15 protein-coding genes are annotated in these 22,417 nt (G+C 64.1%); 7 read left to right on the top strand and 8 right to left on the bottom strand.

The window, feature by feature from the left end; all coding sequences use genetic code 11:
• The first annotated feature begins 53 nt into the window (after positions 1-53).
• Both EIH27_RS00955 and EIH27_RS00950 read left to right on the top strand, forming a co-directional pair.
• Positions 54-347, top strand: coding sequence for a hypothetical protein (locus EIH27_RS00955; protein ID WP_124039123.1), 294 nt, complete (start codon positions 54-56; stop codon positions 345-347).
• A complete protein-coding gene (locus tag EIH27_RS00950) occupies positions 347-2,053 on the top strand; it encodes a glycosyltransferase (RefSeq protein ID WP_124039121.1) in 1,707 nt (568 codons plus the stop codon). The genes EIH27_RS00955 and EIH27_RS00950 overlap by 1 nt, the downstream gene beginning before the upstream one ends.
• Positions 2,054-2,243: 190 nt before the next feature.
• On the opposite strand, the gene EIH27_RS00945 is transcribed toward EIH27_RS00950, so the two are convergent.
• The 3 genes from EIH27_RS00945 to EIH27_RS00935 all read right to left on the bottom strand — a co-directional run bounded on the left by EIH27_RS00945 (position 2,244) and on the right by EIH27_RS00935 (position 9,295).
• Complete coding sequence (locus EIH27_RS00945; protein ID WP_124039119.1) at positions 2,244-5,093, bottom strand: YfhO family protein; 2,850 nt, start codon at positions 5,091-5,093, stop codon at positions 2,244-2,246.
• A gap of 200 nt (positions 5,094-5,293) precedes the next feature.
• A complete protein-coding gene (locus EIH27_RS00940; protein ID WP_124039117.1) occupies positions 5,294-7,885 on the bottom strand; it encodes an N-acetylmuramoyl-L-alanine amidase in 2,592 nt (863 codons plus the stop codon).
• A 579-nt stretch (positions 7,886-8,464) separates the two neighbouring features.
• Positions 8,465-9,295 (bottom strand): glycosyltransferase, encoded by an 831-nt coding sequence (locus EIH27_RS00935; RefSeq protein ID WP_241152922.1) that lies wholly within the window; start codon positions 9,293-9,295, stop codon positions 8,465-8,467.
• Between the two features lie 285 nt (positions 9,296-9,580).
• Between EIH27_RS00935 and EIH27_RS00930 the strand changes: the two genes are divergently transcribed.
• From EIH27_RS00930 to EIH27_RS00920, 3 genes are all read left to right on the top strand, one after another.
• On the top strand, positions 9,581-10,876 hold the full coding sequence (locus EIH27_RS00930; protein ID WP_241152921.1) for an LCP family protein: 1,296 nt from the start codon (positions 9,581-9,583) through the stop codon (positions 10,874-10,876).
• Positions 10,877-11,289: 413 nt separating this feature from the next.
• A complete protein-coding gene (locus tag EIH27_RS00925; protein WP_124039112.1) occupies positions 11,290-12,288 on the top strand; it encodes an LCP family protein in 999 nt (332 codons plus the stop codon).
• Positions 12,289-12,390: 102 nt separating this feature from the next.
• Entirely contained in the window at positions 12,391-12,882 is a 492-nt protein-coding gene (locus EIH27_RS00920) for a GtrA family protein (RefSeq protein WP_124040082.1), read from the top strand.
• Between the two features lie 41 nt (positions 12,883-12,923).
• Here EIH27_RS00920 and EIH27_RS00915 read toward each other — a convergent pair whose 3' ends face one another.
• A complete protein-coding gene (locus tag EIH27_RS00915; protein WP_124039110.1) occupies positions 12,924-14,189 on the bottom strand; it encodes an adenylate/guanylate cyclase domain-containing protein in 1,266 nt (421 codons plus the stop codon).
• Positions 14,190-14,725: 536 nt separating this feature from the next.
• On the opposite strand from EIH27_RS00915, the gene EIH27_RS00910 reads away from it, so the two are divergent.
• Together EIH27_RS00910 and EIH27_RS00905 are read left to right on the top strand one after the other, a co-directional pair.
• The gene (locus tag EIH27_RS00910) at positions 14,726-16,483 is read left to right on the top strand and encodes a DUF885 domain-containing protein (protein WP_124039107.1); all 1,758 of its coding nucleotides are present in this window, start codon (positions 14,726-14,728) and stop codon (positions 16,481-16,483) included.
• Positions 16,480-17,703: a Maf family nucleotide pyrophosphatase gene (locus EIH27_RS00905; protein ID WP_206424847.1), complete on the top strand. Its 1,224-nt coding sequence runs from the start codon at positions 16,480-16,482 to the stop codon at positions 17,701-17,703. Before EIH27_RS00910 ends, EIH27_RS00905 begins: the two co-directional genes overlap by 4 nt.
• 103 nt (positions 17,704-17,806) lie before the next feature.
• On the opposite strand, the gene fdxA is transcribed toward EIH27_RS00905, so the two are convergent.
• From fdxA to typA, 4 genes are all read right to left on the bottom strand, one after another.
• Positions 17,807-18,166: a ferredoxin gene (gene fdxA / locus EIH27_RS00900; protein ID WP_124039105.1), complete on the bottom strand. Its 360-nt coding sequence runs from the start codon at positions 18,164-18,166 to the stop codon at positions 17,807-17,809.
• Between the two features lie 50 nt (positions 18,167-18,216).
• Positions 18,217-19,899 carry a VanW family protein gene (locus tag EIH27_RS00895; protein ID WP_124039103.1) on the bottom strand — a complete coding sequence of 561 codons (1,683 nt, stop codon included), beginning with the start codon at positions 19,897-19,899 and terminating at the stop codon, positions 18,217-18,219.
• 199 nt (positions 19,900-20,098) lie between these two features.
• Positions 20,099-20,467 carry a hypothetical protein gene (locus EIH27_RS00890; protein WP_124039101.1) on the bottom strand — a complete coding sequence of 123 codons (369 nt, stop codon included), beginning with the start codon at positions 20,465-20,467 and terminating at the stop codon, positions 20,099-20,101.
• Positions 20,467-22,392: a translational GTPase TypA gene (typA, locus tag EIH27_RS00885; protein ID WP_124039099.1), complete on the bottom strand. Its 1,926-nt coding sequence runs from the start codon at positions 22,390-22,392 to the stop codon at positions 20,467-20,469. The genes EIH27_RS00890 and typA overlap by 1 nt, the downstream gene beginning before the upstream one ends.
• Positions 22,393-22,417: the final 25 nt, after the last annotated feature.

Below are 22,417 nucleotides of genomic sequence, written 5' to 3'. Positions count from 1 at the left end.
TACTCTAACCGGCAGGGTACCGTTAGAACGTTTTGATATACCTGGGAGGAAATATGGCTGATCCCGCACCGAAGAAGAACGGCGCAGAATCTCACGAATCACTCACTCGCGCGTGGAAAGAAAAGCGCGACGCCGAAGAGCTTCGCTACGATGCGCTGACCGCCCGGGAACAGATCCTGGCTCTTGAGGAACAGCTGGCCGTAGCGAACCGCGATCGGGTGGAGCTCCGGAAGATCATTGCGCATAATCAAAGCGTTGCGCAGGCATCCATGAAGGGCGCATGGGGCATCTACCGGCGTGTCCGTCACCTGGGAGGCCAGGTTCTCCGGAAGCTGGGGCTGCGCTAATGCCACAGTTCTCCATTGTGACGCCGGTCTACCGGCCCGATCCCAGCGAGCTTTCTGCCACCGTTGAGGCTGTACTCGCCCAGACCATCACGGACTGGGAACTGATCCTGGTTGACGATCATTCCCAGGATGCGCAGGTTGCTGCCACACTCAGCAGTTTTGCCGCGCGCGATCCGCGTATTCGTGTCTACAGCCGCACGGAAAATGGCGGCATCGTCGCCGCGTCAAACGATGGCATTGATTTCGCTCTCGGCCAGTGGCTCGTGTTTTTGGACGACGACGATCTGCTCACCACGGACGCCCTCGCAGCCCTCAAGAACACCATTACGAACCACCCCAAGGTGGGCTACATCTACAGTGACGAGGATAAGGTGGACGGCCACGGTCACCTCTCCGGCGCTTACCGCAAGCCGGATTGGTCCCCCGAACTTGAGCGTCACGTCAACTACACGAACCATTTATCCGCCTTCCGCACGGATCTGGTGCGCAAGGTAGGTAAGCTCCGGCCTGAATTCGAAGGGTCCCAGGATCATGACCTGGTACTCCGCGTGACGGAGCAGGCGGGCGAGGTAGTTCACATTCCACGAATTCTCTATCACTGGCGCATGTCTGCCGGCTCGGTAGCTGCGGATCCGCAGGCCAAGCAATACGCCACGGATTCAGGCATGCGCGCCGTCCAGGAGCATCTCACCCGCCTCGGCTTCGAGGACTGGAAAGTGGTGGAGGGACGGGTGCCGCACTCCTACGCCACCCAACGCTCCTACAACGCGGACAAACACTTCGTTTCCGTTATCATCCCCACCAACGGTTCACGCGGCCTGGTATGGGGCCAGCGCCGCCACTTCGTCGTCGACATGGTGCGTTCGATCGTGAAATCCACCGAGTTCGAGAACTACGAAGTGGTGGTGGTGTATGACCCGGATACACCGGAAGAGGATCTGGAGGCCCTGCGCACCATCGCCGGCCCCCACCTCAACCTGGTGCTTTACACGCAGCCGTTCAATTTCTCGGACAAATGTAACCGTGGCGCACTCGCGGCCGTAGGTGACCGCCTGGTGTTCATGAATGATGACATGGAGGTCATCACCCGTAATTTCCTCGGTGAACTAGTGGCGCCGCTGGAGGAGACGTCCGTCGGTATTACCGGCGCACGCCTCCTCTACGGCAACCGCACTATCCAGAACGCCGGTATCGGCATTATCCAGGATGCGCTCAATCATCCGTATTCGGGGCGCGGGCGCGATGAGTACGGTTTCTCCGGTGAAATCATTCATGACCGCGAGGTGAGCGCTGCCACCGGTGCGTGCATCGCCATGCGCCGGGAAGTGTTCGAGGATGCGGGCGGCTGGCCGCTGGAATTCCCCAATAACTTCAACGACGTCGATCTATGCTTCCGGGTGCGTCACCTCGGCTACCGTATCGTGTCACTGGCCCGGGTAGAGTGCTATCACTTTGAGTCCGCCTCCCGTGATAATTCGGTGACTCGTGAGGAGCACGAAGGCATTGAGAATCGCATTGGCTGGACCGATCGCGATCCCTACACGCCGATGGGTGCACGGGAAATGATTAATCTCCCGGTGATGACCGCGGCGCCCGATTACAGGGCCCCGTATGGCCGGCCATTACCCCTGCTGGGAAGCGCTAAGCGCTTCCTCAAGCGCTCGGCACACGCGCTTGCCAAGCGTATTCGCGCGGTGTCGCTGTAATGCGCTAAGGCCAATCACCGGCCAGGCGGTGACCTCCAGTTCGCCGCCGGCCAGCACCATGCGGATCTCTTCACCCCAGCTGAGGAGATCCGCATTTTTGTATCCGCGCAGCTCACCACCCTGGCACAGGCGTACCCGCCAGCCTTGGCTTGCCAACACCTGGCACGCTATACGCCAAATGTCAGGGTTGTTACCCACGTGAACTTTCATGCTGCCGCCTTCTGTCTGAACGGCGGCGCACCGTACCCACACCCGCGCACACCGCAATTGCTACCAGCGTCACAATAGACACGGTACGCCCCGCGGCAAATAGAGGCGCGTGGTATTGAAGGTGGATGGTGTGGTCACCGGCCTCGGAGACGTACACGGCCACATAGGCGTGATCCACGGGCACCAGCTCGGCGTTCTCACCGTCCAGTTCTGCCTGCCAACCGTTATCCCTCATGGAATCGGCAATGACCACCCAACCGGGACCGTCACTGTGGACGGTGATGGTCTGTTCATCGGCGTTATCCGTGGTGGCCTTCACCGTTGCGGTGGAACCGGCCGCCTCGGGATGGAGATCCTCCTGGCGCTCCACCACCACTTCATCGCTGGCCAGCTGACCGCTCTCCAGGGCGTTGAGCTGCCCCTGCGCTTCCGTTTCCAGCGTGGCCTGGGATGCCCACCGTACGCGTGGAAGGGCGCTCTCCCGCTGAAGGATGAGGGTATCCCCCGAATACACCAGCCGCAGGCCGGTACCGGCCGTGGAAAAGGCGGAGGTAGCAACCGTTCCGTCGTCGTTCTGCGCTGCCACCACCGGGGTTCCGTTCACGCTCATCTCCACGTGCCACCGTGTACCCGCCTTCACGTGTTCTAGCGCCGGTACCGGAATGTAGCGGGTGGGTGAACCGCCGCGTAGATCGTAGGTAAATTCAGCCACCTGTTTACCGGCATCCGTCACCACCCGGCCCGTTAGTGTGGCGGTTACTTCCGGACCGACGGCCGAATCCAGCCGGACGGTGAAGCCTGAAGCCGGACCGGAGTGAACATCCGAACGCTGCACGCTATCCGCAAGCGTGGTGCTCTTTGTGAGCACGGAGAGATCACGGTCAAATGTGGCGCCAAAACTCTGGCCCGGATCGGTCACCACGTACTTGACCCCGATACGGTCCAACACCGGCCCGTGCGCCCACTCCTCGGGATCGCTCACATTAAGCGTGTAGTAGGTGGCCGTGACCTGATTATCGGCAGATACCGCATTGAGCAAATCTGCCATACGCGGGTCAAGAAACTTATGCCCGCCCATTGCGCGTAACCCGTATGCATCGGTAGTTCCAGGCATCAGCGTCGATCCAACCCCGATGAGCCGATCTTCGCCAATATGCTGCTCCAGGTACTGATGGGTAGCGGTAGTGGGATAGAACGTGGAGGCGGGGCTAAGAGGCCACCACTGACGCGCCACAATGGCGTTTTGCAGCACCATCGCACCAATAAGTCCGGAAAATAGCACGAACCGTACGTAGAAATTCCGCCATACCAGTGCCACCACGAATGCACCCATAAGCAGCACCACCGCACCAACGGCGAATTTAATGTCCTGAATGAGTAGCGGGCTCTTGGTGACCCCCAGCGCCGCCACCCCGCTCTTAATGAGCATCCCAGCAAGCACGCACACCATGAGGGCCCGAATAACGGGCCATGCGCCCCGTTGGAACTCTTCGGCAAGTATCCGAGGAGAAAGCTCGAGCAACTGCCCCATTCCCTTAGCGGCCGCCACCGCCACCATGAATCCCCATATCACACGCATGCGTCCAGAGAATGACCCGGCAACACCGGGAAGCTTCATGAGCACCGCAAGCAGGGGCCCGCCTAAATAGAGCGCAACGGTCAAATAGGCGAGGACGATGGCGACCAGCGCGGACATCCCTCGCGGCGAGCGCCCGCGTAGCATCATGCCAATGACAGCAAGCCCCAGCGCGATGACACCCACGTAGCTCATCGATTCAATCCAGATAAGCGGCCACAGCGTTCCCTCTGGCCCGCCATACGTAAACGGAAACACAGCGGTCACCAGGGATTCCACGGGAATATGACTCGTGCCGAATTGGCGCGCACTGAAATCGACATAGTGGGTGGCGAACCATCCGAACGGCAGAATTTGTATGGCGGAGAGACCAAGGCCAATGGCACCACCGAGTATCACCCGCAGCAGATGACGCCCGATCTCCCGCACCGATTGGCGCGCGGCGATGACCCGCGTAACGAACCAGGCCACCCCCAGATAGGCCGTGTAGGCGGTCACCGCCGGGAAACCGCCCAGCAGCATGGCCGCCAACACGGCACCAAAGGCCACCGCGTACCACCAGTTCATTCGGGTGGCCAGCCGGTCCAGCGCCCAAATCACCAGTGGAATGAGCGCGGCCACCCGCGTTTGCGGCCAATTCGTCCAGGAGAGTTCAAACCCGCAGGTCATAAACACAAGCGTTGCTACGGGCGCGGCCACCCGTGCCAGCCCCCACCCGCGCTGCAGGAGCAGATAGAAGCCCAGCCCGATCGCCGCGAATTCCAGCAGCTTAACGGCCGCGGGCGCCATGGCCGCGGGAAGAATCCACCACGGCAGAGACAGCGGCGAGAGCAGGGCAACATTCGGTAGCGCACCGGACTCGGACCCACCCAGTGCATAGGGGTTCCACTGCGGATAGTGCCCATCCTTGGCAGCCTCGGTGATGAACAGTGACTCCGGGGCCACGGAATCAATCGTGTCCCCGATCGCCTCATTCGTCGCTCGTTGCGTTTGTTCCGTAATGGAGTACGGTGCCACGCCGGTGAGGTTCTCAGTCCCGAGGAATACCTGGTTTCCGGTGAGCCCCGGCCCCACGGTCACCACCGCGAACAGCAGCACGCCGATCCACCCGATGATGGCCAGGAGATTATCCAGCACGCGCATGGGGCTGCCCAAGTTCTTACCGGCCCTCGCTTTTGCTCCCATCACCGCGGCACCCGCTGCCTCCGCAGCAGAACTTTCTGACGCCGCCGTTCCATCCTCGGGCTGATTCACGTGGACCTTCTCGCTCGTATATCTGTATTACGTATCGGGCAAACCCCCGGCGCAATCCGTGCGGACGGGTAGCGCCCCGCCATTCACGCCCCGCACCCGGGCGCCGCAAGCGCGAGCCACAGCCCATCGTCGCCGCAGCACTCCTGCACCACGTACGCGCCGACACCGCTGCAGCACCCTACAGGGCGCCCGCCCGGTACCTACCGCCGAATTACCCCAAGGGTATCCGTTCCGTCGCCATTCCAGTCACCCACGAGCGTTTCGTCACTCACGTAGCCGTAGATCATCACCCGATCCGCTTCACCGCCATGGATCGAATTCGAGACGTAGTACGTCCGGCCGCGCCGCACCGCCAGAGCATCCGCACCGCCACCGAACTTACCGGCGTACACAACGTCGTCGTCGTGGCCATACGGAACCACAGCGTCCGCGACGCCCGTGGAGAGCGTGTTGCGCAGGTAGTAGAACTTGCCGCGCCGCACGCCGAACGTATCCCCGCCGCGGCCATCCCAGTTGCCCACCAGGATGGTGTCGCCGGGTTTTCCGTAGGCGATCACCTGATCGGCCTCGCCGCCGTTCAGCGAGTTCTTCACGTAGAACAGGTTGCCGCGGCGCACCGCGAGCGTATCCGTGCCGTTGCCGTCCCAGTCACCCACGTACACCTCGTCGCCGGGCTTGCCGTACGCAATCGCCCGCTCCGAAGTCCCGTTCGAGTTCTTATTGCGCAGGTAGTAGATGCTGCCGCGCCGCAGCGCCAGCGTATCCGTGCCGTTGCCATCCCAGTCACCCACCAGGAACGTGTCGTCCGAACGGCCGTAGGAGAACGTGGTGGTCGCCAGCCCGCCCCAGCCATCGTTGAGGTAGATGGTGGGCCACGTACTAGTGGGCGACGTCGACGCCGTCGCGCTCGGTTGCGGTACCGTGGTAGCCGCCTGCGTAGGAGTAGCGGGTTTCGCAGTTCCCGCCGCCTGCGCGGATTTCACCAGCCACTTGCTGTGGGCGGCCTGGCGGATTTCATCCAGGTGGTCATAGATGAGGCCCGGGCACTCGGTGGAGCCCACATCCCGATGCCCCGCAACGCGCGGGAGTGCCGTACCCGTGGTCCGGGTGGAGGTGTGCCGCGCCGGAACGGTCCGGTTCGAATTGCCGATCGGGTCAATGCCGGCGATGGCAAAACGCCACGAAATAACGTCGCTGAGCGCGGACAGAATAGTGCCGGACGGCTGGTAGCCGTTCACAAAAGTGCCCATGACGGACACGCCCATGGCGCCGCTGTTGAAACCGGATGCGTGCGCACCCACCACCATCTGGTTATCCGGCGAGGCCAGGGTGCCCGAGCGCCCCTCCCACTTGCCGCCGAACTTGTCGATGAGCACGTTGTAACCGATGTCGCCCCAGCCGCGCGTCACCGCATGGTAGGCGTAAATCCCGCGCAGCAGCCCGGGCACGCCGGCCTGAGTGTAGGTATTAGAACCGGCCGTGTGACGCACAATGACGTTCTGGAAGGTGGCGTACTGGCGCGGCCAGGTCATCTGCGCCTCGTTGGCACCCCACGCCGAGCGCGGGTGAATACCCTCGGTACCCAGCGTGGCCGAACGCGAGGTGGATACCGCACCAATGAACGCGGCCTGCTGGGCCACCTTGGGCTGGGAAGCCGAGACGGTGCCATTCGTGGCAGCATCTGAACCGCTCGCCGCAGAATCGTTCGCGGTCCCATTCGCGCTTGCGGTCCCATTCGCCACGCTTGAGCCGGCCACCTTCGCCTCGTCCTCATTCGCGGCGGGCGCCACCAGCGTGTTCGCGGCCGGCGTCACGTCCGCCTCAGACGGCGAATTATCCGTACGCCGCGCACCGTCCGCACTGTAGGCCACGTCAATGCGCATGCCGGCGGGCAGCGCGCCGTCGCCCTTGCTGACGCGCACCTGCACGCCCGTCGAATCGCCCGACACGTAATACTCCGTGCCCGGCCGCCCCCGCTCCGCGCTGTCCTCCGTGAGCACGTACCAATCGGACCAGGCGCCGTCGTCCAGTGTGCGCATCTCCACCACGCTGCCGTCGGGGAGGTGCCCCGCGTCCCACGTCACGCCGGCCACGCTGAACGGCGCGTCCACGTCAATCGGAGCCGTGAACAGTGCGTAGTAGTCACCCGTCTTTTCCGACGACGCCGTCCCGCCCTGTTCCGTCCCCGGCGTAGTAGTGGGTGCGGGGGTAGCCGTGGAGGCGGCGGTCGGGGCGGTGCCGTCCGGGGCACCCGAGTTTGCGGGTGAGGCGCCGCTGCCGGTGGTGGTGCTGTTGCCAGCAGTAGTGCCGTTTCCGGTGGCGTTTCCGGCAGTGGTGTCGTTACCGATTGCGTTGTTGTCGATAGCGCCCTGCCGGGAAGCTGATTCCTGTTGGGAGGTAGTACTTTGCCCGGTGGTCGTGGCCTCGGACCGTGTGGTGGTGGGCTGTGCAGCCGCCTGGGAAGCAGTACTGGAGGCTACGGCGTCGACCTGAACAAACGTGCTCGCCCCTTGCGTGCTAGCCGCCGCCCCGCCATTCACTTTTGCGGAGTTAATAGCCGTGGCCGCGCGGGTTGCCGTTGTGAGCGGGAGTAGCACGCGGGTCGGTGCGGCGGTGGGGACCGTCTCGTCCAGTGCAGCCTTGCCCACGCTGGAGACAGCGCCGGTGGCCGTTGTCAGCCCGATGCTGAGTTGGCCCTGAGCCGCGGGCGGATCCGAGTATGCGGAAACAATGCCCACGCCGCCCAAAATGAGGGCGCCGGCTACCGATAGTCCAAGTGCGCGCTTATGCATGAAAACCTCCGCGCACTACTGTACAAACTGTTATAGCAATTTTCCCACCCATCTCAAATTTCACAACTTTCACACGCCGGGGTGGGGCGCCGACTTGCGGCGTACTTCACGTGCGGCGGATGGACGGCAGGGTGTGGTGTGGAGCAGCCTGGCCGGTCCGGGCGGCGGGCACACCCCGGCTCCGAGACTCGCTGAACAGTAAGGAATCTCTTCAGTTGACGGAAAACCTCCGGTTACACGCCCAAATCAGCCCCCAAAGCGAAAACTCACCATTAACTCAGGAGAAAACCATCAACTCAGCAGCCCACAAGGTGCCGGCCGGCCCAACGCAACAACATGTGCAGTACTGGCCAATTACCTCACCGCCCGATCCGCACACCGGCACACCGACTCAGCAGGCAAGCGTCACCCGGGCCACTGAAGTGACAGGACCGGAGCCCGCTGAGTTGACGGAAAACTCTTCAACTGACGGAAAACCACCGGTTGGAGCACCAAACCAGGGCCTCAACCGGACATCTAGCGTCAACTCAAGAGAAAACCGTCAACTCAACCGCCCACCCACCGCCGGCCGGGTCCCGCCTACTTCCGCCGCGCCGCGCGCACCTCCAGTGCCGCGCGGACGCGCAGCCCCAAGTGCAGGGCTGCGCGCAGGGGCGCCTGCCATCGCTTCGCATACACGCCATCCAGGTAGTGCGCCGCCGAGCGGTGATGCGCCCGCAACATGGCAGCCGGCTGATCCCGCCAGCTGCGCCCCTGATCATGAACCACATGTGCGGCCGGCACAAACACGCTCTGCAGACCGCGGGCGGCCAGGTCCTCCCCCAGCTGGATGTCCTCGAAGAACATGAAATAGGAGGAATCGAAGCCGTTCACGCTCCGGAAGGCGTCCCCGCGCAGCAGCAGAAAGGCGCCGGACAGCCAATCCACCGCATGGGCACGGCTTGTATCCGCGTTATCCCGATAGCGAGCGGAGAACGGATTGCCCGGCCACACATTGCCCAGCAGTGCGTGGCCCGCACCCGCCACCAGCCGCGGGAATGCACGTGCGGACGGATACAGATCACCCTCGGGAGTGAGAATGGCGGGCCCGAACGCGCCGCCGCGTGGCCATCGCGTGGCCTCCTTAATCAACGCGTCGATCGCGCCCGGCTCCAGCCGTACATCAGGATTCGCGGCAATCAACCAGTCGCCGGCGAAACCGCGAGCGCCGAAGTTCACCCCGCCCCCATAGCCGAGGTTCCACGCGGGCCGAAGGAGGGTGGCGCCTTCGACGGCGTCGGCGTCGCCCCCGTTATCCACAATCACCAGTTCGTAGGGCAGCGTGGTGGCTGCCCGGAGCGAGGCCACAAATTCGGCCAGCTCCGGCCCGGGGTGGTACACAACGGTCACAATGCGGAGCGGAAAAGTCACCCCCACACTGTACCGGCCGGGCTCCGCCGTCGCGCGAGGGACGCCCCACGTACACGCAACGCCATCTACGGGCATCGTGGCCGCCGGGCGGGTCGGGCACGGACGCCCCACGGACGCGCAACGCCACCCGGCGACGAGGAAGGCCCAGTTTCCCGGGACGCACGACGCCGTCCGGCCACGCAAACCCCATCAAACCTTGAAATTTCCAGGGAGTTTACGTGTTGCTGCCACCACAGCGACAGAAAATAGACGAGCAGCCACGCTCCCACCAGTATCATGTGCCGTGTGGCAGAACTGGAGCGCACGGCAGCACACATCTCGAAGCAGCGCCATCCGCGGCGATGGTGGCGCGTGCTATTGCTGGCCGTTTTGGCAATCATCCTGGTGATGGGATGGACGGTCGGACTGGCCTATGCACGCCTGCAGAGCAATATCGACCAGACGGACGTCACCAGCCTGCTCGGTAAGAATCATGAGGCCTCCTATCCGGACAAGTGGGGCGGGCAAGCCCTCAACTTCCTGGTGCTCGGATCTGATACGCGCAACGGCGATTCGGATATCGATAATGCGGGCGCCAATGGCGAGGTATCCGGAATGCGTGCGGATACCACCATTCTGGTGCACATCGCCAAGGATCGTTCTCGTATCGACGCCGTCTCCATCCCGCGCGACACGCTGGTGGACATTCCCTCCTGCACCCTGCGTACCTCGGACGGCAAAACCCAAACCACCTCCGCCTATAAGAATCAGATGATTAACGCCGCTTTCGCCATTGGCGGTAGCACGGGGGATGTACCCTCGGCGGCGGCCTGCACCATGAAGACGATGGAGCAACTCACGGGCATTTCGCTCGACGGCTACGTGGTGGTGGATTTCGCCTCCTTCATGAAAACGGTGGACATCATTGGCGGCGTACCCATGTACTTCCCCACCGCCCTCAAGGATTCCTATTCCGGCCTGGATGTAGCCGCCGGATGTGATCTGTTGGACGGCACGCAGGCCCTCGCCCTCGCCCGCGCCCGCAAGTCCATCGGTGACGGCTCCGATATCGGCCGTATCGGCCGCCAGCAGGAGCTCCTCCGCTCGGCCGCGAATGAGATTTTCTCTTCCGGAACGCTCTCCCAGCCCACCAAGCTGTATCAGGTGCTGGACGCCACCACGCAGTCCCTGCAAACCTCCACCGGCCTGGGTAATATCTCCACGCTCGCGGGCCTGGCGCAGTCCGTATCGGGTCTCAGCGCGGATTCCATCAACTTTGCCACCATGCCGTGGGTCTATTCCGGTAACCGCGTGAAGGTGGGCGATTCGGCCTCGATCGTGTGGAATGCCCTGGCCAATGATGAGCCCTTCACGGTCACCACCGCCGATGACGGTACCGCCGTCGCCCAGCCGCCCGCCGCTACGCCGTCGGCTGATACGTCCGGGAGTGGAACGACGTCGAACGCGGCCGGCTCCAGCACCTCCGGCGGAAGCGGTGCATCACGCAGCACCGGCAGCGCCACGGCGGGCGCCGCAGCGAGCGCCGAGGCCAGCCCCAGCGCCCAGACCACGCCGCAGTGCACTAAGGAGAACGCCAAGTGAGTGAGCTGCCGCCTAGCTTTCCGCCAGAGAATCGCTCGGAGCGGCCCCGGGATACCGGTGCGCGCCATGTGGGCCGGCCTCGGCGCTCGGCCTCGGATCGCCTAAATTCGGCGCGTGGGGAAAGCTATCGGCGTACGTCCGGCGCCGATTCAGCGTCTCGCTACCCCGCCAGCAGCGGGCGGAATGCTACCGGTGGCGCACAGCGGTCCGTTAGCTCGCAGCAGGCTGGCGGTTATGGCGGGCAGGGCGCGGCCACGCCGCCGTCGTACCAACCGCGCGGCAGACAGAGCCAGGCCGCTAGATCCTCGCAATACTACCCGGCCTCCTCACGGAGCACCGAGTCCCCTATCTCCTCGTACTCGTCCACCGGGCGCTCGTACCGTAACGAGCAGTCCACCTCCTACCGCCGCGGCATGGACCGTCCCTCGCGTACCCCGAAACCGGTGCACCCTCGGCGTCGTCACCACCCCGTCCGTACCCTTGGCCTCCTACTCCTGGCGATACTCCTCGCCATTCTTGCGTGGGGCACCTACCTGGTCATTTACGGCAACCAGCACCTCACCAAAGTGGATCTCACCGCCACGGGCACCGAAACCCCCGGCACCACGTATCTCATTGTGGGCTCGGATCAGCGTGCGGCCGGCGGCCTGGTGGCGGACCCCACCGAGGGGCAGCGCGCGGACACCATCATGCTGCTGCATGTCCCCACCTCCGGGCACACCTCGCTCATTTCGCTGCCGCGTGATTCCTACGTGAGTATTCCGGGGCACGGCTACGGCAAGCTCAACTCCTCGATCGCGTTGGGTGGGCCGCAGCTGCTGGTGGAGACGGTGGAGAAGCTCAGCGGTATGGGCGTGGACCATTACGTCCAGGTATCCATGGACGGCGTGGCGCAGCTGACGGATGCTGTCGGAGGCGTGAACCTTTGCTATGACCGCACGGTTGATGACGCGGACTCCGGGATGGTGTGGGAGGCCGGCTGCCACGATGTGGATGGCGCCCAGGCCCTCGCCTTCTCCCGCATGCGCAAATCGGACCCGCAGGGGGATATTGGCCGCACCGCCCGGCAGCGTCAGGTGGTCTCCAAGGTGATCGCCAAGGCGGCCACCCCGGCAGTCCTGCTGCACCCCAACCACCAGTTGGATCTGGTGAAGGCCGGTACGTCCGCGTTGACGGTTGATTCGAGCTCCTCGATGTTCACCATCGCGCGCGAGGGCCTGGCTCTCCGCGCCGCACTCGGAACCAACGGTGTCACGGGCGTGCCACCCATCTCCTCGCTCAATTACCGCGCCAACGGCCAGTCCAACGTGCTGCTGAACCCTGACACCACACCCGCGTTCTTCCAGAAGGTGGCGGATGGGTCCATTACTGCGGACGACGTCGCCGCGAACGTACTGGGGTCCGGCCAGTGAGGTGCGTGGTTACGGGCGTGCCGGGCTAGGTTGACGCGCGGGACAGTGTGGTGGGCCAACCAAGGCGCCGAGCGTATTGAGAGATGGAGAGACGCGGTGAAGATGCAGAACCTAATAGACCGGCTTCTGAAGGGCCAAACCTGGCGCGAATGGATCCGGGAAATGGTCCGGTTCTGCGTGGTGGGCCTGGCCTCCTATGTGGTGGACGTGGGGCTGTTCAATCTGCTGGCGCACTCCGGCCTGATCCGTCTGCCGGGCGATCAGTCCATGACGGCCAAGATTATCTCCGTGGCGGTCTCCGTTATTTTCTCCTGGTTCATTAACCGCGTGTGGACTTTTGACGCGCAGCCGGACAACACAAAAACCACCGAGTTCGTCCAATTTGTTCTGGTGAATATTGGCGGGATGCTCATCGCGCTCGCCTGCCTCGGTTTCTCCCGCTACGTGCTGGGCTTGCGCACCATCCTGGCGGACAATATCTCCGCCAATATCGTGGGATTAATCCTTGGCACCGCGTTCCGCTACGTCATGTACCGCTACGTGGTGTTCACGCCGCGTCACGCCGAACAGGAGCCCGCCAGCGTTGAGGAGTGAATCCACCCGCCTCAATGTCTATCGAGACTCGAGTACGTAGACTACCGAGCCTCCAGCACGTAGGCGGGCGTCACGCCGAAACCCTGCAGGTCCGGGGCACCCACGGACTGCCAGCGGAACTTGTCCGCCTCCAGTTCGGCGAGCAGATTAACCACCTTCTGGGGCACCAGCACCGTGCCGGGCCGCGCCGCATCCGTCAGGCGAGAGGCGAGATTGACCGGATTGCCAAACACGTCCCCGAAGCGCGCCACGATCGGTCCCCAGGTAAGCGCCGAACGCACCGGCGGCATGGTGGGAATTTTCTCCAACGCGGCCACAATTGAGGTGACAATCTCAGCGCCGGTAACAACGTCGTCGGCCACCCAGAGAAATGCGTCGCCGATCGTTTTCACCAGGCGACCACCGCGGGAGGCAATAACATCGCGGCAGGTGCGATCAAAGTGCTCGATGAGGCGAATGAACTCGGTGGCCGTCATACGGCGCGTGGTGGCCGTGAAACTGACCAGATCCACGAATCCCACGGCGCGCTTGAGCTCCGGGCCGGCGTGCGGGTCCTTCGCCAGATTGGCCACCTCGCGGCGAGTGCGTTCGAGCAGTTGGCCGAGATGCCGGAACCACGTGTACGTTTCGAGGTTGCCAAATAGGTCCACATAGTCCGTGAAATGGCGCAGCACGTGGGCCCGCGCCTCGACCGGCGAATAGCCACGCTCCTGCTGGGCTCGCTCCACCATTGTTTCCAGTTGCCACTGCAGCAACCGGTCCGAGAGGTGGGCGTGTCCGCGCAGAAGCGTGGTGAGCCGGCGCTCCGTGAACTGTCCTTCAGCCACCCGCTCCCCCAGCGCCTTCATGGCCGCTACGTCCGCCTGCGTGAACACCACCTCGTGCAATTCGTCGCGCACGTCAGAGAACCCCATGGCAATCCAGAAGTGGTGGACCATGCTGCGCGGCACCCCGGCGCGTTCAGCCACCTCCGCGAGCGTGTATTGCGCGCCATCGCTAATGGCATTCTCGAAGTCACCCATCTGGGCAACGCGGGCCTGCACTGTCCGCCGGGCAATATCCTCCACATTGCTGCGCGAGAGCGGTGCTTTGGAGGCGGGGCCGGCCCCTCGGGTGGAGCCGGCGGAGCGCGACGCCGGCGTACCCGGCGCCACGGGATCAGATCCGCGCGAGGATACGGAAGCCGAAGCTACAGGATCAGAAACTATGGAATCAGAAACAGGTGATTCCGGAGCCGGTTCCGCCTGAGGCGCACGCTCGGGAGCCACGTGGGCTGCCGGTACGGAAGTAGCGGGGGACGAATTCATGGTTGCGCTTTCTGCTGCGTCGGGAACTACCGACGACGTCGGGTGGAGTTGTGCGCCCTCGCCTGGGAAAGTGGCTGGGATGCCTGAGGCGGATAGGGCGGTGGATGCGCCGAACGGAGCGGCGGAGGAGGGCCGGCTAGTATCTGCTACGGATACGCTTTGTGCTCGGCCACCGGTGAAAGGCGCATCGCGGCACGTGCGCGCCGCAGAATCTGCCGCAGAACAGCAAGCCAGTGTGGAATCTTCCTCGCCTGTCAACGCGCACCTCCCTCCCGATAACAACCAACAATTATGTTCCTACCGGGTAACTTGTGCAAGCGCTCACACTTCCAGCTAGTATCTAGCAAATCCCCAGCACGTGCAAGTTGACTTGCCAGCTCTCTCCACCCGGCACCGCCAGCCCCACCGCGTGGTGAGCACCCCAACTCTCGGAGCGCGACCACACGCCCGCACGTGTCTCGCCGGCCGCACGTCCGGCGTACGTGCACAAGAACAGCAACCACGGCGGCGTCGGGCCTAGGCGTTAGGCTGTGCACATGTACAACACTCGCCCCTTCACCAAGCTGGATGCCATCGCAGAGGCGTACTTTTCTCAGACACTTGCACTGTCCCCGGAGGCGGTGACAGCCACCGGACTCGGCACGGCGGATCAGGCCACGCTGGACGACTATTCGCCGGAGGGCAACGCTGCGCGGCTGGATGTGGCGCGCCGCACGCTCGCGGAGTTGGCCGGCCAGGAGCCCGAGGATCTGCAGGATCGCGTAACGCTGGCCGGGCTGCGGGAGCGGCTCGGGCTGGACGTGGAGATGGCGGAGGCCGGTGAGTCCACGGCTCCACTCAACGTCATTGAGTCCCCCGCCCAATCAATCCGCGACATTTTTGATTCCATGCCGCAGGATTCCGCCGCGGACTGGGAGCTCATTGCCCGCCGGCTCGGGGCGGTGCGTGGCGCGGTGGACGGCTACATCACTTCGCTGCGGGAGCGGCTCACCACCGGCCCCGCGTTCCCGCTGCGCCAGGTGGAGCGCGTGGCCGAGCAGGCGGACGTAGCGGCCGGTGAACATGGCGCCTTTGCCTCGCTGGTGCACCGTGGCGCCCGCCTGGCTCCCCACCCGGACCTGCTGGAACGCAATGCGGGGGCCGCGCGGGAAGCCTACGCGAACCTGGGGCGCGTGCTGCGCGAGGAAATCGCCCCGCACGCGACGGAGCAGGACGGCGTCGGCGAAGAACGCTACGCGCTCTACTCACGTGAATTCCTCGGAACCGAGGTGAACTTCCGTGACACCTACGAGTGGGCCCGCGCGGAGCTCGCGCGCATCGATGCCGAGCAGCAGGCCATCGCGCGCGAACTCTACGGTGAGGGCGTAGGCGTGGGTGAAGCCCTCAGCCGGCTGGACGCGGAGGCGCGCTACCAGCTTCACGGCGTGGATGCGCTGCGCGACTGGCTACAGCGCTCCGCCGACGAAGCGCTGGCGGCCGTGCGCCCCTACTTCGACGTACCGGAGCCCATGGCTCGTATTCAAGCCATGATCGCACCCTCTAATTCCGGCGGCATCTACTACACGGGCCCCACCGACGATTTCTCCCGCCCCGGCCGCATCTGGTGGTCCGTGCCGGATGGTGTGGACACATTCTCCACCTGGCAGGAGCGCACCACCGTGTATCACGAGGGCGTACCCGGCCATCACATGCAGCTGGGCTTCACCACATTCCTGCGCGGCGAGCTCAATGCGTGGCGCCGCCAGGGCTACTGGGTGAGCGGCCACGGCGAAGGCTGGGCGCTGTACGCCGAACAGCTCATGAGCGAGCTTGGTTTCCAGGATGACCCGGGCAACCGCATGGGCGTACTCGATTCGGAGCGCCTGCGCACGGCCCGCATCATCGTGGACATGGGTGTGCACCTGGGTTTCAGTGCCGGTGCGTGGGCCGACGACGATGGTGCCGGCTTCAGTGGTATCGGCGCGGGTGGAGCGCAGGCTCGCCCGGGTGCGGCGGACGTCCCCGCAGCTTCAGCCCCGGGGCCCGCGTGGGATCATGATTCCGCCTGGCGTTTCCTGCGCGCCAACGTGGCAATGAACCCCTCCTTCCTTACCTTCGAGCTGGACCGCTATCTCGGCTGGCCCGCACAGGCGTCCTCCTACAAAATCGGCCAGCACACGTGGTTGGAGCTGCGCGAGGAGGCCCGCCGCTCCGCCGTAGCACGTGGCGAATCTTTCGACCTCAAGGACTGGCATATGAAGGCGCTCCGCCTGGGCGGCGTGGGCCTCGATATTCTCAAGAAAGCACTGCAGTGAAAACTCTTCTCCTCGCATCCCAATCCGCCGCGCGCCTGGCTACACTCCGCGCCGCCGGCATTGACCCCGCCGTGTGCGTATCCGGCTTTGATGAGGACGCGTTCCTCTCCAGCGTGAAGGGTGGCCCCGCCCAGAAGGTACTGGGCCTGGCCACCGGGAAGGCATTCGCCGTGGCCGAGCGCCTGCAGCGCCGGCGTGATGAACGCGGCGATATGTCCGCCAACCAGGCCGCCGAGTTCGGTGCGGATACGGAACCGGACTTCGTGGTGGGGTGCGATTCCATGTTTGAGTTCGACGGCGAAGTGTACGGCAAGCCCCACTCCGCGCAGGTGGCGCGCGAACGGCTGCGGGCCATGAACGGACACAGCGGTGTGCTACACACGGGACACCTGCTCATCGACATGAACAGCGGGCGTGCGCTCGGTTCCGTGTCCCACGCCCGGGTCCACTTCGCCCGCATGTCCGCCGGAGAAATTGACACCTATATTGCCACCGGGGAGCCGCTGGAAGTGGCCGGCTCATTCACCACGGACGGGCTGGGCGGCAGCTTCATTGATCGGATCGACGGGGATTATCACGGGGTGGTGGGAATTTCCCTACCTCTCCTTCGGCGCATGCTCGCCATCTTCGGGGTATCTATCACCGAATTCTGGTCCTCGCCGGAGGCAACTGAGGATGCGCGGCCGGCCGGCGCACCGGGCTTTCTGGCCCATCGGCATGACCGGGCCGGCTCCGAGCATGCGCGCGGCGCGATTGCCCGGGCTCACGGCGCCGACGCGTTTTACGTGGATTCGGAGGGCGCATGCCACTGGGGGCTCAACGGGGCCGCCGGCGTCGCCGCCTACCGCGTACTGCCCGGAGGTACTGAGATACTCATGCAGCATCGGGCCGCATGGAGTCACGGCGGGGATACGTGGGCCGTGCCCGGCGGGGCACGCGAGTGGTTCGAAACCCCCCTGGAGGGCGCCATGCGGGAATTCGAGGAGGAAACCCAGATCTCCCGGGCCGGTCTGGACGTGCGTGGGGATCTACGTACTCGTCAGGGCGACTGGGCCTACACCACCTACGTGGCCGAGGCGGATGCGGCAGCCGAGCCGGTTGCCGATGAGGAATCCGCCGAACTGGTGTGGGTACCGCTTGAGGATGTGGAGAAACTGCATCTCCTACCATCCTTCGCAGCCTCCTGGCCGGAGTTGCGCGCCGTTATCGAGGGTCAGTAGGATGCCCGGGAAAACATCCGGCCGAGGGCGGTGAGAACGTCGCCGAGGAGGATGCGGCCAGCCGGAACCTCCCAATGGGACGGCGCCCACCGGCACCCGGTACCTAGCCGAGCTCTCCGGCGTCGTGCTTTTTCTTCAGTTCCGCGTTAATATCCGCCGGCAGCTTCTCCACAAACGGGTGGTCCTTCCCCGTGGGGCCGAAGGCCTGGGCCCCGCCCGGGTCCCCAATATCGTCAAAGAACTCCGCATTCACCTGCGTCCACACGGACCAGTCATCGGGGAGGTCGTCCTCGTAGTAGATCGCCTCCACCGGGCAGACGGGCTCGCAGGCCCCGCAGTCCACACATTCGGTGGGGTTGATGTAGAGCGTGCGCTCGCCCTCATAAATGCAATCCACCGGGCATTCATCCACGCATGCCCGATCCTTAATATCCACGCACGGTTGCGCAATCACGTACGTCATGTGCACTCCTTCCTGGTACCTTCTAGCGCCACACGCAGGCCCGCGTACCTCTACTGGCAGACGCGTCCATTCACAGGCTGATACGTCCAGTCATAGGAGGAATCCTCCACAACCTTTCCATTCAGTTTGACCGTACGCCGCACGGTCACCGTGAAGCCAGGGCCGCCCGCGGATTGTGGCTTGCAGGTCGCACCCGTTCCGGTCACCGTGGTGGCCTGCACGTAGTTGCGGGGTGCGGACGTGGAGGTATCCACGTCAAAATACTTGGTGGACCACAGCTTGGTCACCACCTGCCCGTTTTCCACGTAGGCATCGATGACCGCGCCATAGGGAGTGCGGTTCTTCCAGATCATGTCTATCGAGCCCTCCCACAGGGTTGCCTCACGCCCCATGGGATACCGGCTGAAGTGCTTGGAATGCGGTTTGTGGGACACGTCTACCATCCCGGCCAGGTATCCCACATTGAACGTGTTCGTAGACAGTTGCGAGAGCCCGCCGCCCATCGCCACATCATTGAAACCGTCGGATACCACGCCCGAAGAAACAAAGCCGTTCTCCGCGGTAATGGGCCCGAGCGCCGTGAGCAGGGAGAATTGCTCGCCCGGTTTGACCAGCGTGTTCGCAACCTTCGCGGTACCCACCACCAGGTTCTTGGTGCGCACGTTATCCGCCGTGAGCGGCGTGCTGATCTCCGACACCACTTCCTTCACGCCCATTTTGTTCGCATCATCCGTGGTGAATGTAGCCTTCTGGGTGGTGACTTTCGCGCTGACCGTCCGGTCACGTGCCACCGTGGTGCTCGCCGCCTTCGCCACATCCTGGGCCAACTGGGTAGCATCCACCGTCTGCCCGTCCTTGGACGGAATCACGGTGGGCGTGGTGTGGTCCTTGATTTCGATGCGGGCGTCCTGCGCCCCGGTGAGGGCGTCCGGTAGCGCAGCCTTCAGGTCCGCCAGCAGTTTGTCCCCGTCCAGGTTCAGCTTGAGGTTCCCCTCGCTGTCCGGGAACGACGCCGCCGCTGCCAGTTGCGCGGGCGTCAGGGAGGCGGTTTTGTCACCCACCTTCACGTCCACGTTGGCGGCCACCAGCGGATCCGCCACCTGTTCCTTGACGGACTGCGCCTCGGCATCCGTAACCTCCGGATCCCGCTGGGTGGCTTTCAGTTCGATGGTGTCCGACGTAAACACGCCGGTGGTGAGCGCCGTCCGCGCCTGATCCCGGTCCACGCCGATACCCGCCGCGCCCGGCTGCACCTCCGCCGTGGTGCCGTTAAAAGTGATGCTCGCGTTGGTGGGTTCCTTACCGGCCACCGTGCCCACACGCGCAATTTCGCCGTCCAGCGCCTCCGCATCATAGGTGATCGCCGGCGTAATGTCCGTGGACGTACCGAACAGGCTGTTCCATACACGTGCCGGGTTAAGCGTGAAGCCGGTGAGCCCGTTAAGCGTGCCCTGTGCATCCGCCGCAAGCTTGTAGGTGGCCGGGTCCACCTGCTGGGCCGTACCGCCGTTGATACTCACGTTGACCGTACGCGCGGCCAGCGCCGGCAGCTTTTCATTAAGGCGCTCCGCAGCCTTCTGTTCCGTGAGTCCGCCAATCTCCACCCCGGCCACCGAGGTGCCCGAGGGCACCCGCGCCGTGGTCCAGTTGGCGAGCCACACGTATCCACCCGCTAGCAGAATAATGATGCCCGCCGTGATCCACGGCCAGCGCCTGCGCTTTGACTTGGCCACTCCCTGTCCTTTCCTCGTGAGTTTAGGCTACCCGGCCCCTCCGACAGGCAATGGTGGGCCGCCGCGTTATCCCGCACACGCCCAGGTACGACGACGCCGCCAGCCCGCCGCCCCAGATCAAGCAGGGTAATGCACTCGGCACTACCGCGGCGCATTACCCTCGCGAGCGACGAACCGCGTCACCACACCGGCGTCGTACCTAGGCGTCCGCCTGCTCGCTGCGAGCCGCGCGGTCCTCCCGGCGCCGAGCCACCACGTCCGGCACCACCGGAAGTACCAGTGCAAGCACCACCCAGATACTCGAGTACACCTGGGATACCACCACCCAGTCATTGGCGGGCGGGAAAAACAGCAGCCAGATGGTCACGAATGCCTCGTCCAACCAGAACAGCCCCCAGGCTCCGCGGCCATACCCGCGCACCAGCCAGGCCCCCGAGGTGACCACCACCGCGGCGAGGACCAGCCCCGTCCACGGCCAATCCACGAAGCCACCGTGGGCCACCACGCCCAGCAGGCCGGCCACCGCTCCGAGCAGCAGGGCCAGGACGGGGGTGCGAAAGCGCCGCATTACTTCTTCTTTGCCTGACGGTTCTTGGCGGCGATCTTGTAGCGCTCCACCGAATCGAGGATCACCTTGCGAATGCGCACGGCCTCCGGGGTGACCTCGATGCATTCGTCGTCCGCGGCGAATTCAATGGACTCCTCCAAGGTGAGCTTGCGCGGCGCCTCCAGCTGCTGGAACACGTCCGCCGTGGCGGAGCGCATATTCGTCATCTGCTTGGCGCGGACCACGTTGACGTCCATATCCTCGTTGCGCGGGTTCTCCCCCACAACCTCGCCCTCGTACACCTGCCAGCCCGGCTCCACAAAGAAGGTGCCGCGATCCTCCAGCTTCTGAAGCGCGTAGGCGGTCACCTGGCCGGAACGGTCGCTGACCAGCGAGCCGGTATCACGGGATTCGATGGCACCGAACCAGGGCGCCATGCCCTCATTAATGGAGAAGGCAATGCCCTGACCGCGCGTCTGAGTGAGGAAGACAGAGCGGAATCCGATCATGCCGCGCGCCGGCACCAGAAACTCCATGCGCACCCAGCCGGTGCCGTGGTTGCTCATCGTTTCCATCGTGCCCTTACGGGCGGCCATCAGCTGGGTAACGGCGCCCAGGAACTCCTCGGGCACATCAATGGTGGTGCGCTGCACCGGCTCATACTTCTTGCCGTCGCGCTCCTCGGTGACTACCTGGGGCTTGCCGACGGTGAGCTCAAAGCCTTCGCGCCGCATCTGCTCCACCAGGATGGACAGCGCCAGTTCACCACGATCCTGCACCTCCCAGGTATCCGGACGCTTGGTGGGAAGCACACGAATGGACACGTTGCCCACCAGCTCCTGATCCAGGCGGTCCTTAACCATGCGGGCCGTCAGCTTGTGTCCCTTGCCCTCGGTGCCAGCCAGCGGCGAAGTGTTGATGCCGATGGTCATGGAGATAGCGGGCGGATCAATGTGGAAGCGTTCGCGCGGCTGGGGGTTGGCCGGATCGCACAGAGAATCACCAATGGTGATGTCCTCGATGCCAGCCACGGCCGCAATATCGCCGGCCTCCACCTTGTCCACAGGCTCGCGCTTGAGGCCCTTGGTAATGAGCAGTTCGGAGATGCGCACGTTCTTCGGCGCGCCGTCCTCGCGCACCCACGCGACGGTTTCGCCCTTCTTGAGCATGCCGGAGAACACGCGCACCAACGCGATACGGCCCAGGAACGGGGAGGCGTCCAGGTTCATCACCTGCGCCACCAGCGGCTGATCGGCGTCATATTCGGGCGCCGGAATGTACTTGAGGATGGCGCGGAACAGCGGTTCCAGGTCATGATTCTCCGGGAGTTCGCCATCCGCCGGCTTCTTGAGGTCCGCGTAGCCGGCCTTCGCCGAGGCGTAGATGGTGGGTACCTCAAGTAGCCGGTCCAGAAGATCGTCGTCGGGGTTTTCCAGGTCCCCGTAGAGGGAGAGCAGCAGATCCTGCGTTTCGCGCTCCACCTCATCAATACGTGCGTCCTTGCGATCCACCTTATTGATCACGGGGATCACGGGGAGGTTGGCCTCCAGGGCCTTGCGCAGCACGAAACGGGTTTGCGGGAGCGGGCCCTCAGCCGCGTCCACCAGCAGCACCACGCCGTCCACCATTTCAAGGGCGCGCTCTACCTCCCCACCGAAGTCCGCGTGGCCCGGGGTATCCACCACGTTAATGGTGACGCCGTCCGGCGCCTCGAATTCCGCCGCCGAGGGTCCCGTGTAGTGAATGGCCGTGTTCTTCGCGAGAATGGTAATGCCTTTCTCGCGTTCCAGATCCCCAGAATCCATGATGCGCGTTCCGGTTTTCTCCACCGTGGCCCGATCACCTAGAGCGTGCCCCTGCCACAGCATTCCATCCACCAGGGTGGTTTTGCCGTGGTCAACGTGCGCGACGATGGCCACATTGCGAAGATCATGCCGAATAGTCATAGATTCCTACTCTCCGCGAATTCGC

Origin of the sequence: Neoactinobaculum massilliense (genome assembly GCF_900604955.1) — a bacterium.
GTDB classification, from domain to species: domain Bacteria; phylum Actinomycetota; class Actinomycetes; order Actinomycetales; family Actinomycetaceae; genus Neoactinobaculum; species Neoactinobaculum massilliense.
The sequence above is the reverse complement of the archived record's forward strand: the minus strand, read 5'-3'. Positions and strand labels throughout refer to the sequence as shown.

What these genes read in the sequence shown, in the direction of transcription:
- EIH27_RS00955 (WP_124039123.1), top strand. Translation starts at nt 54, where the DNA reads ATGGCTGATCCCGCACCGAAGAAGAACGGCGCAGAATCTCACGAATCA.
- EIH27_RS00925 (WP_124039112.1), top strand. Translation starts at nt 11,290, where the DNA reads ATGGACCGTCCCTCGCGTACCCCGAAACCGGTGCACCCTCGGCGTCGT.
- EIH27_RS00950 (WP_124039121.1), top strand. Translation starts at nt 347, where the DNA reads ATGCCACAGTTCTCCATTGTGACGCCGGTCTACCGGCCCGATCCCAGC.
- fdxA (WP_124039105.1), bottom strand. Translation starts at nt 18,166, where the DNA reads ATGACGTACGTGATTGCGCAACCGTGCGTGGATATTAAGGATCGGGCA.
- EIH27_RS00890 (WP_124039101.1), bottom strand. Translation starts at nt 20,467, where the DNA reads ATGCGGCGCTTTCGCACCCCCGTCCTGGCCCTGCTGCTCGGAGCGGTG.
- EIH27_RS00920 (WP_124040082.1), top strand. Translation starts at nt 12,391, where the DNA reads ATGCAGAACCTAATAGACCGGCTTCTGAAGGGCCAAACCTGGCGCGAA.
- typA (WP_124039099.1), bottom strand. Translation starts at nt 22,392, where the DNA reads ATGACTATTCGGCATGATCTTCGCAATGTGGCCATCGTCGCGCACGTT.
- EIH27_RS00910 (WP_124039107.1), top strand. Translation starts at nt 14,726, where the DNA reads ATGTACAACACTCGCCCCTTCACCAAGCTGGATGCCATCGCAGAGGCG.
- EIH27_RS00915 (WP_124039110.1), bottom strand. Translation starts at nt 14,189, where the DNA reads ATGAATTCGTCCCCCGCTACTTCCGTACCGGCAGCCCACGTGGCTCCC.
- EIH27_RS00940 (WP_124039117.1), bottom strand. Translation starts at nt 7,885, where the DNA reads ATGCATAAGCGCGCACTTGGACTATCGGTAGCCGGCGCCCTCATTTTG.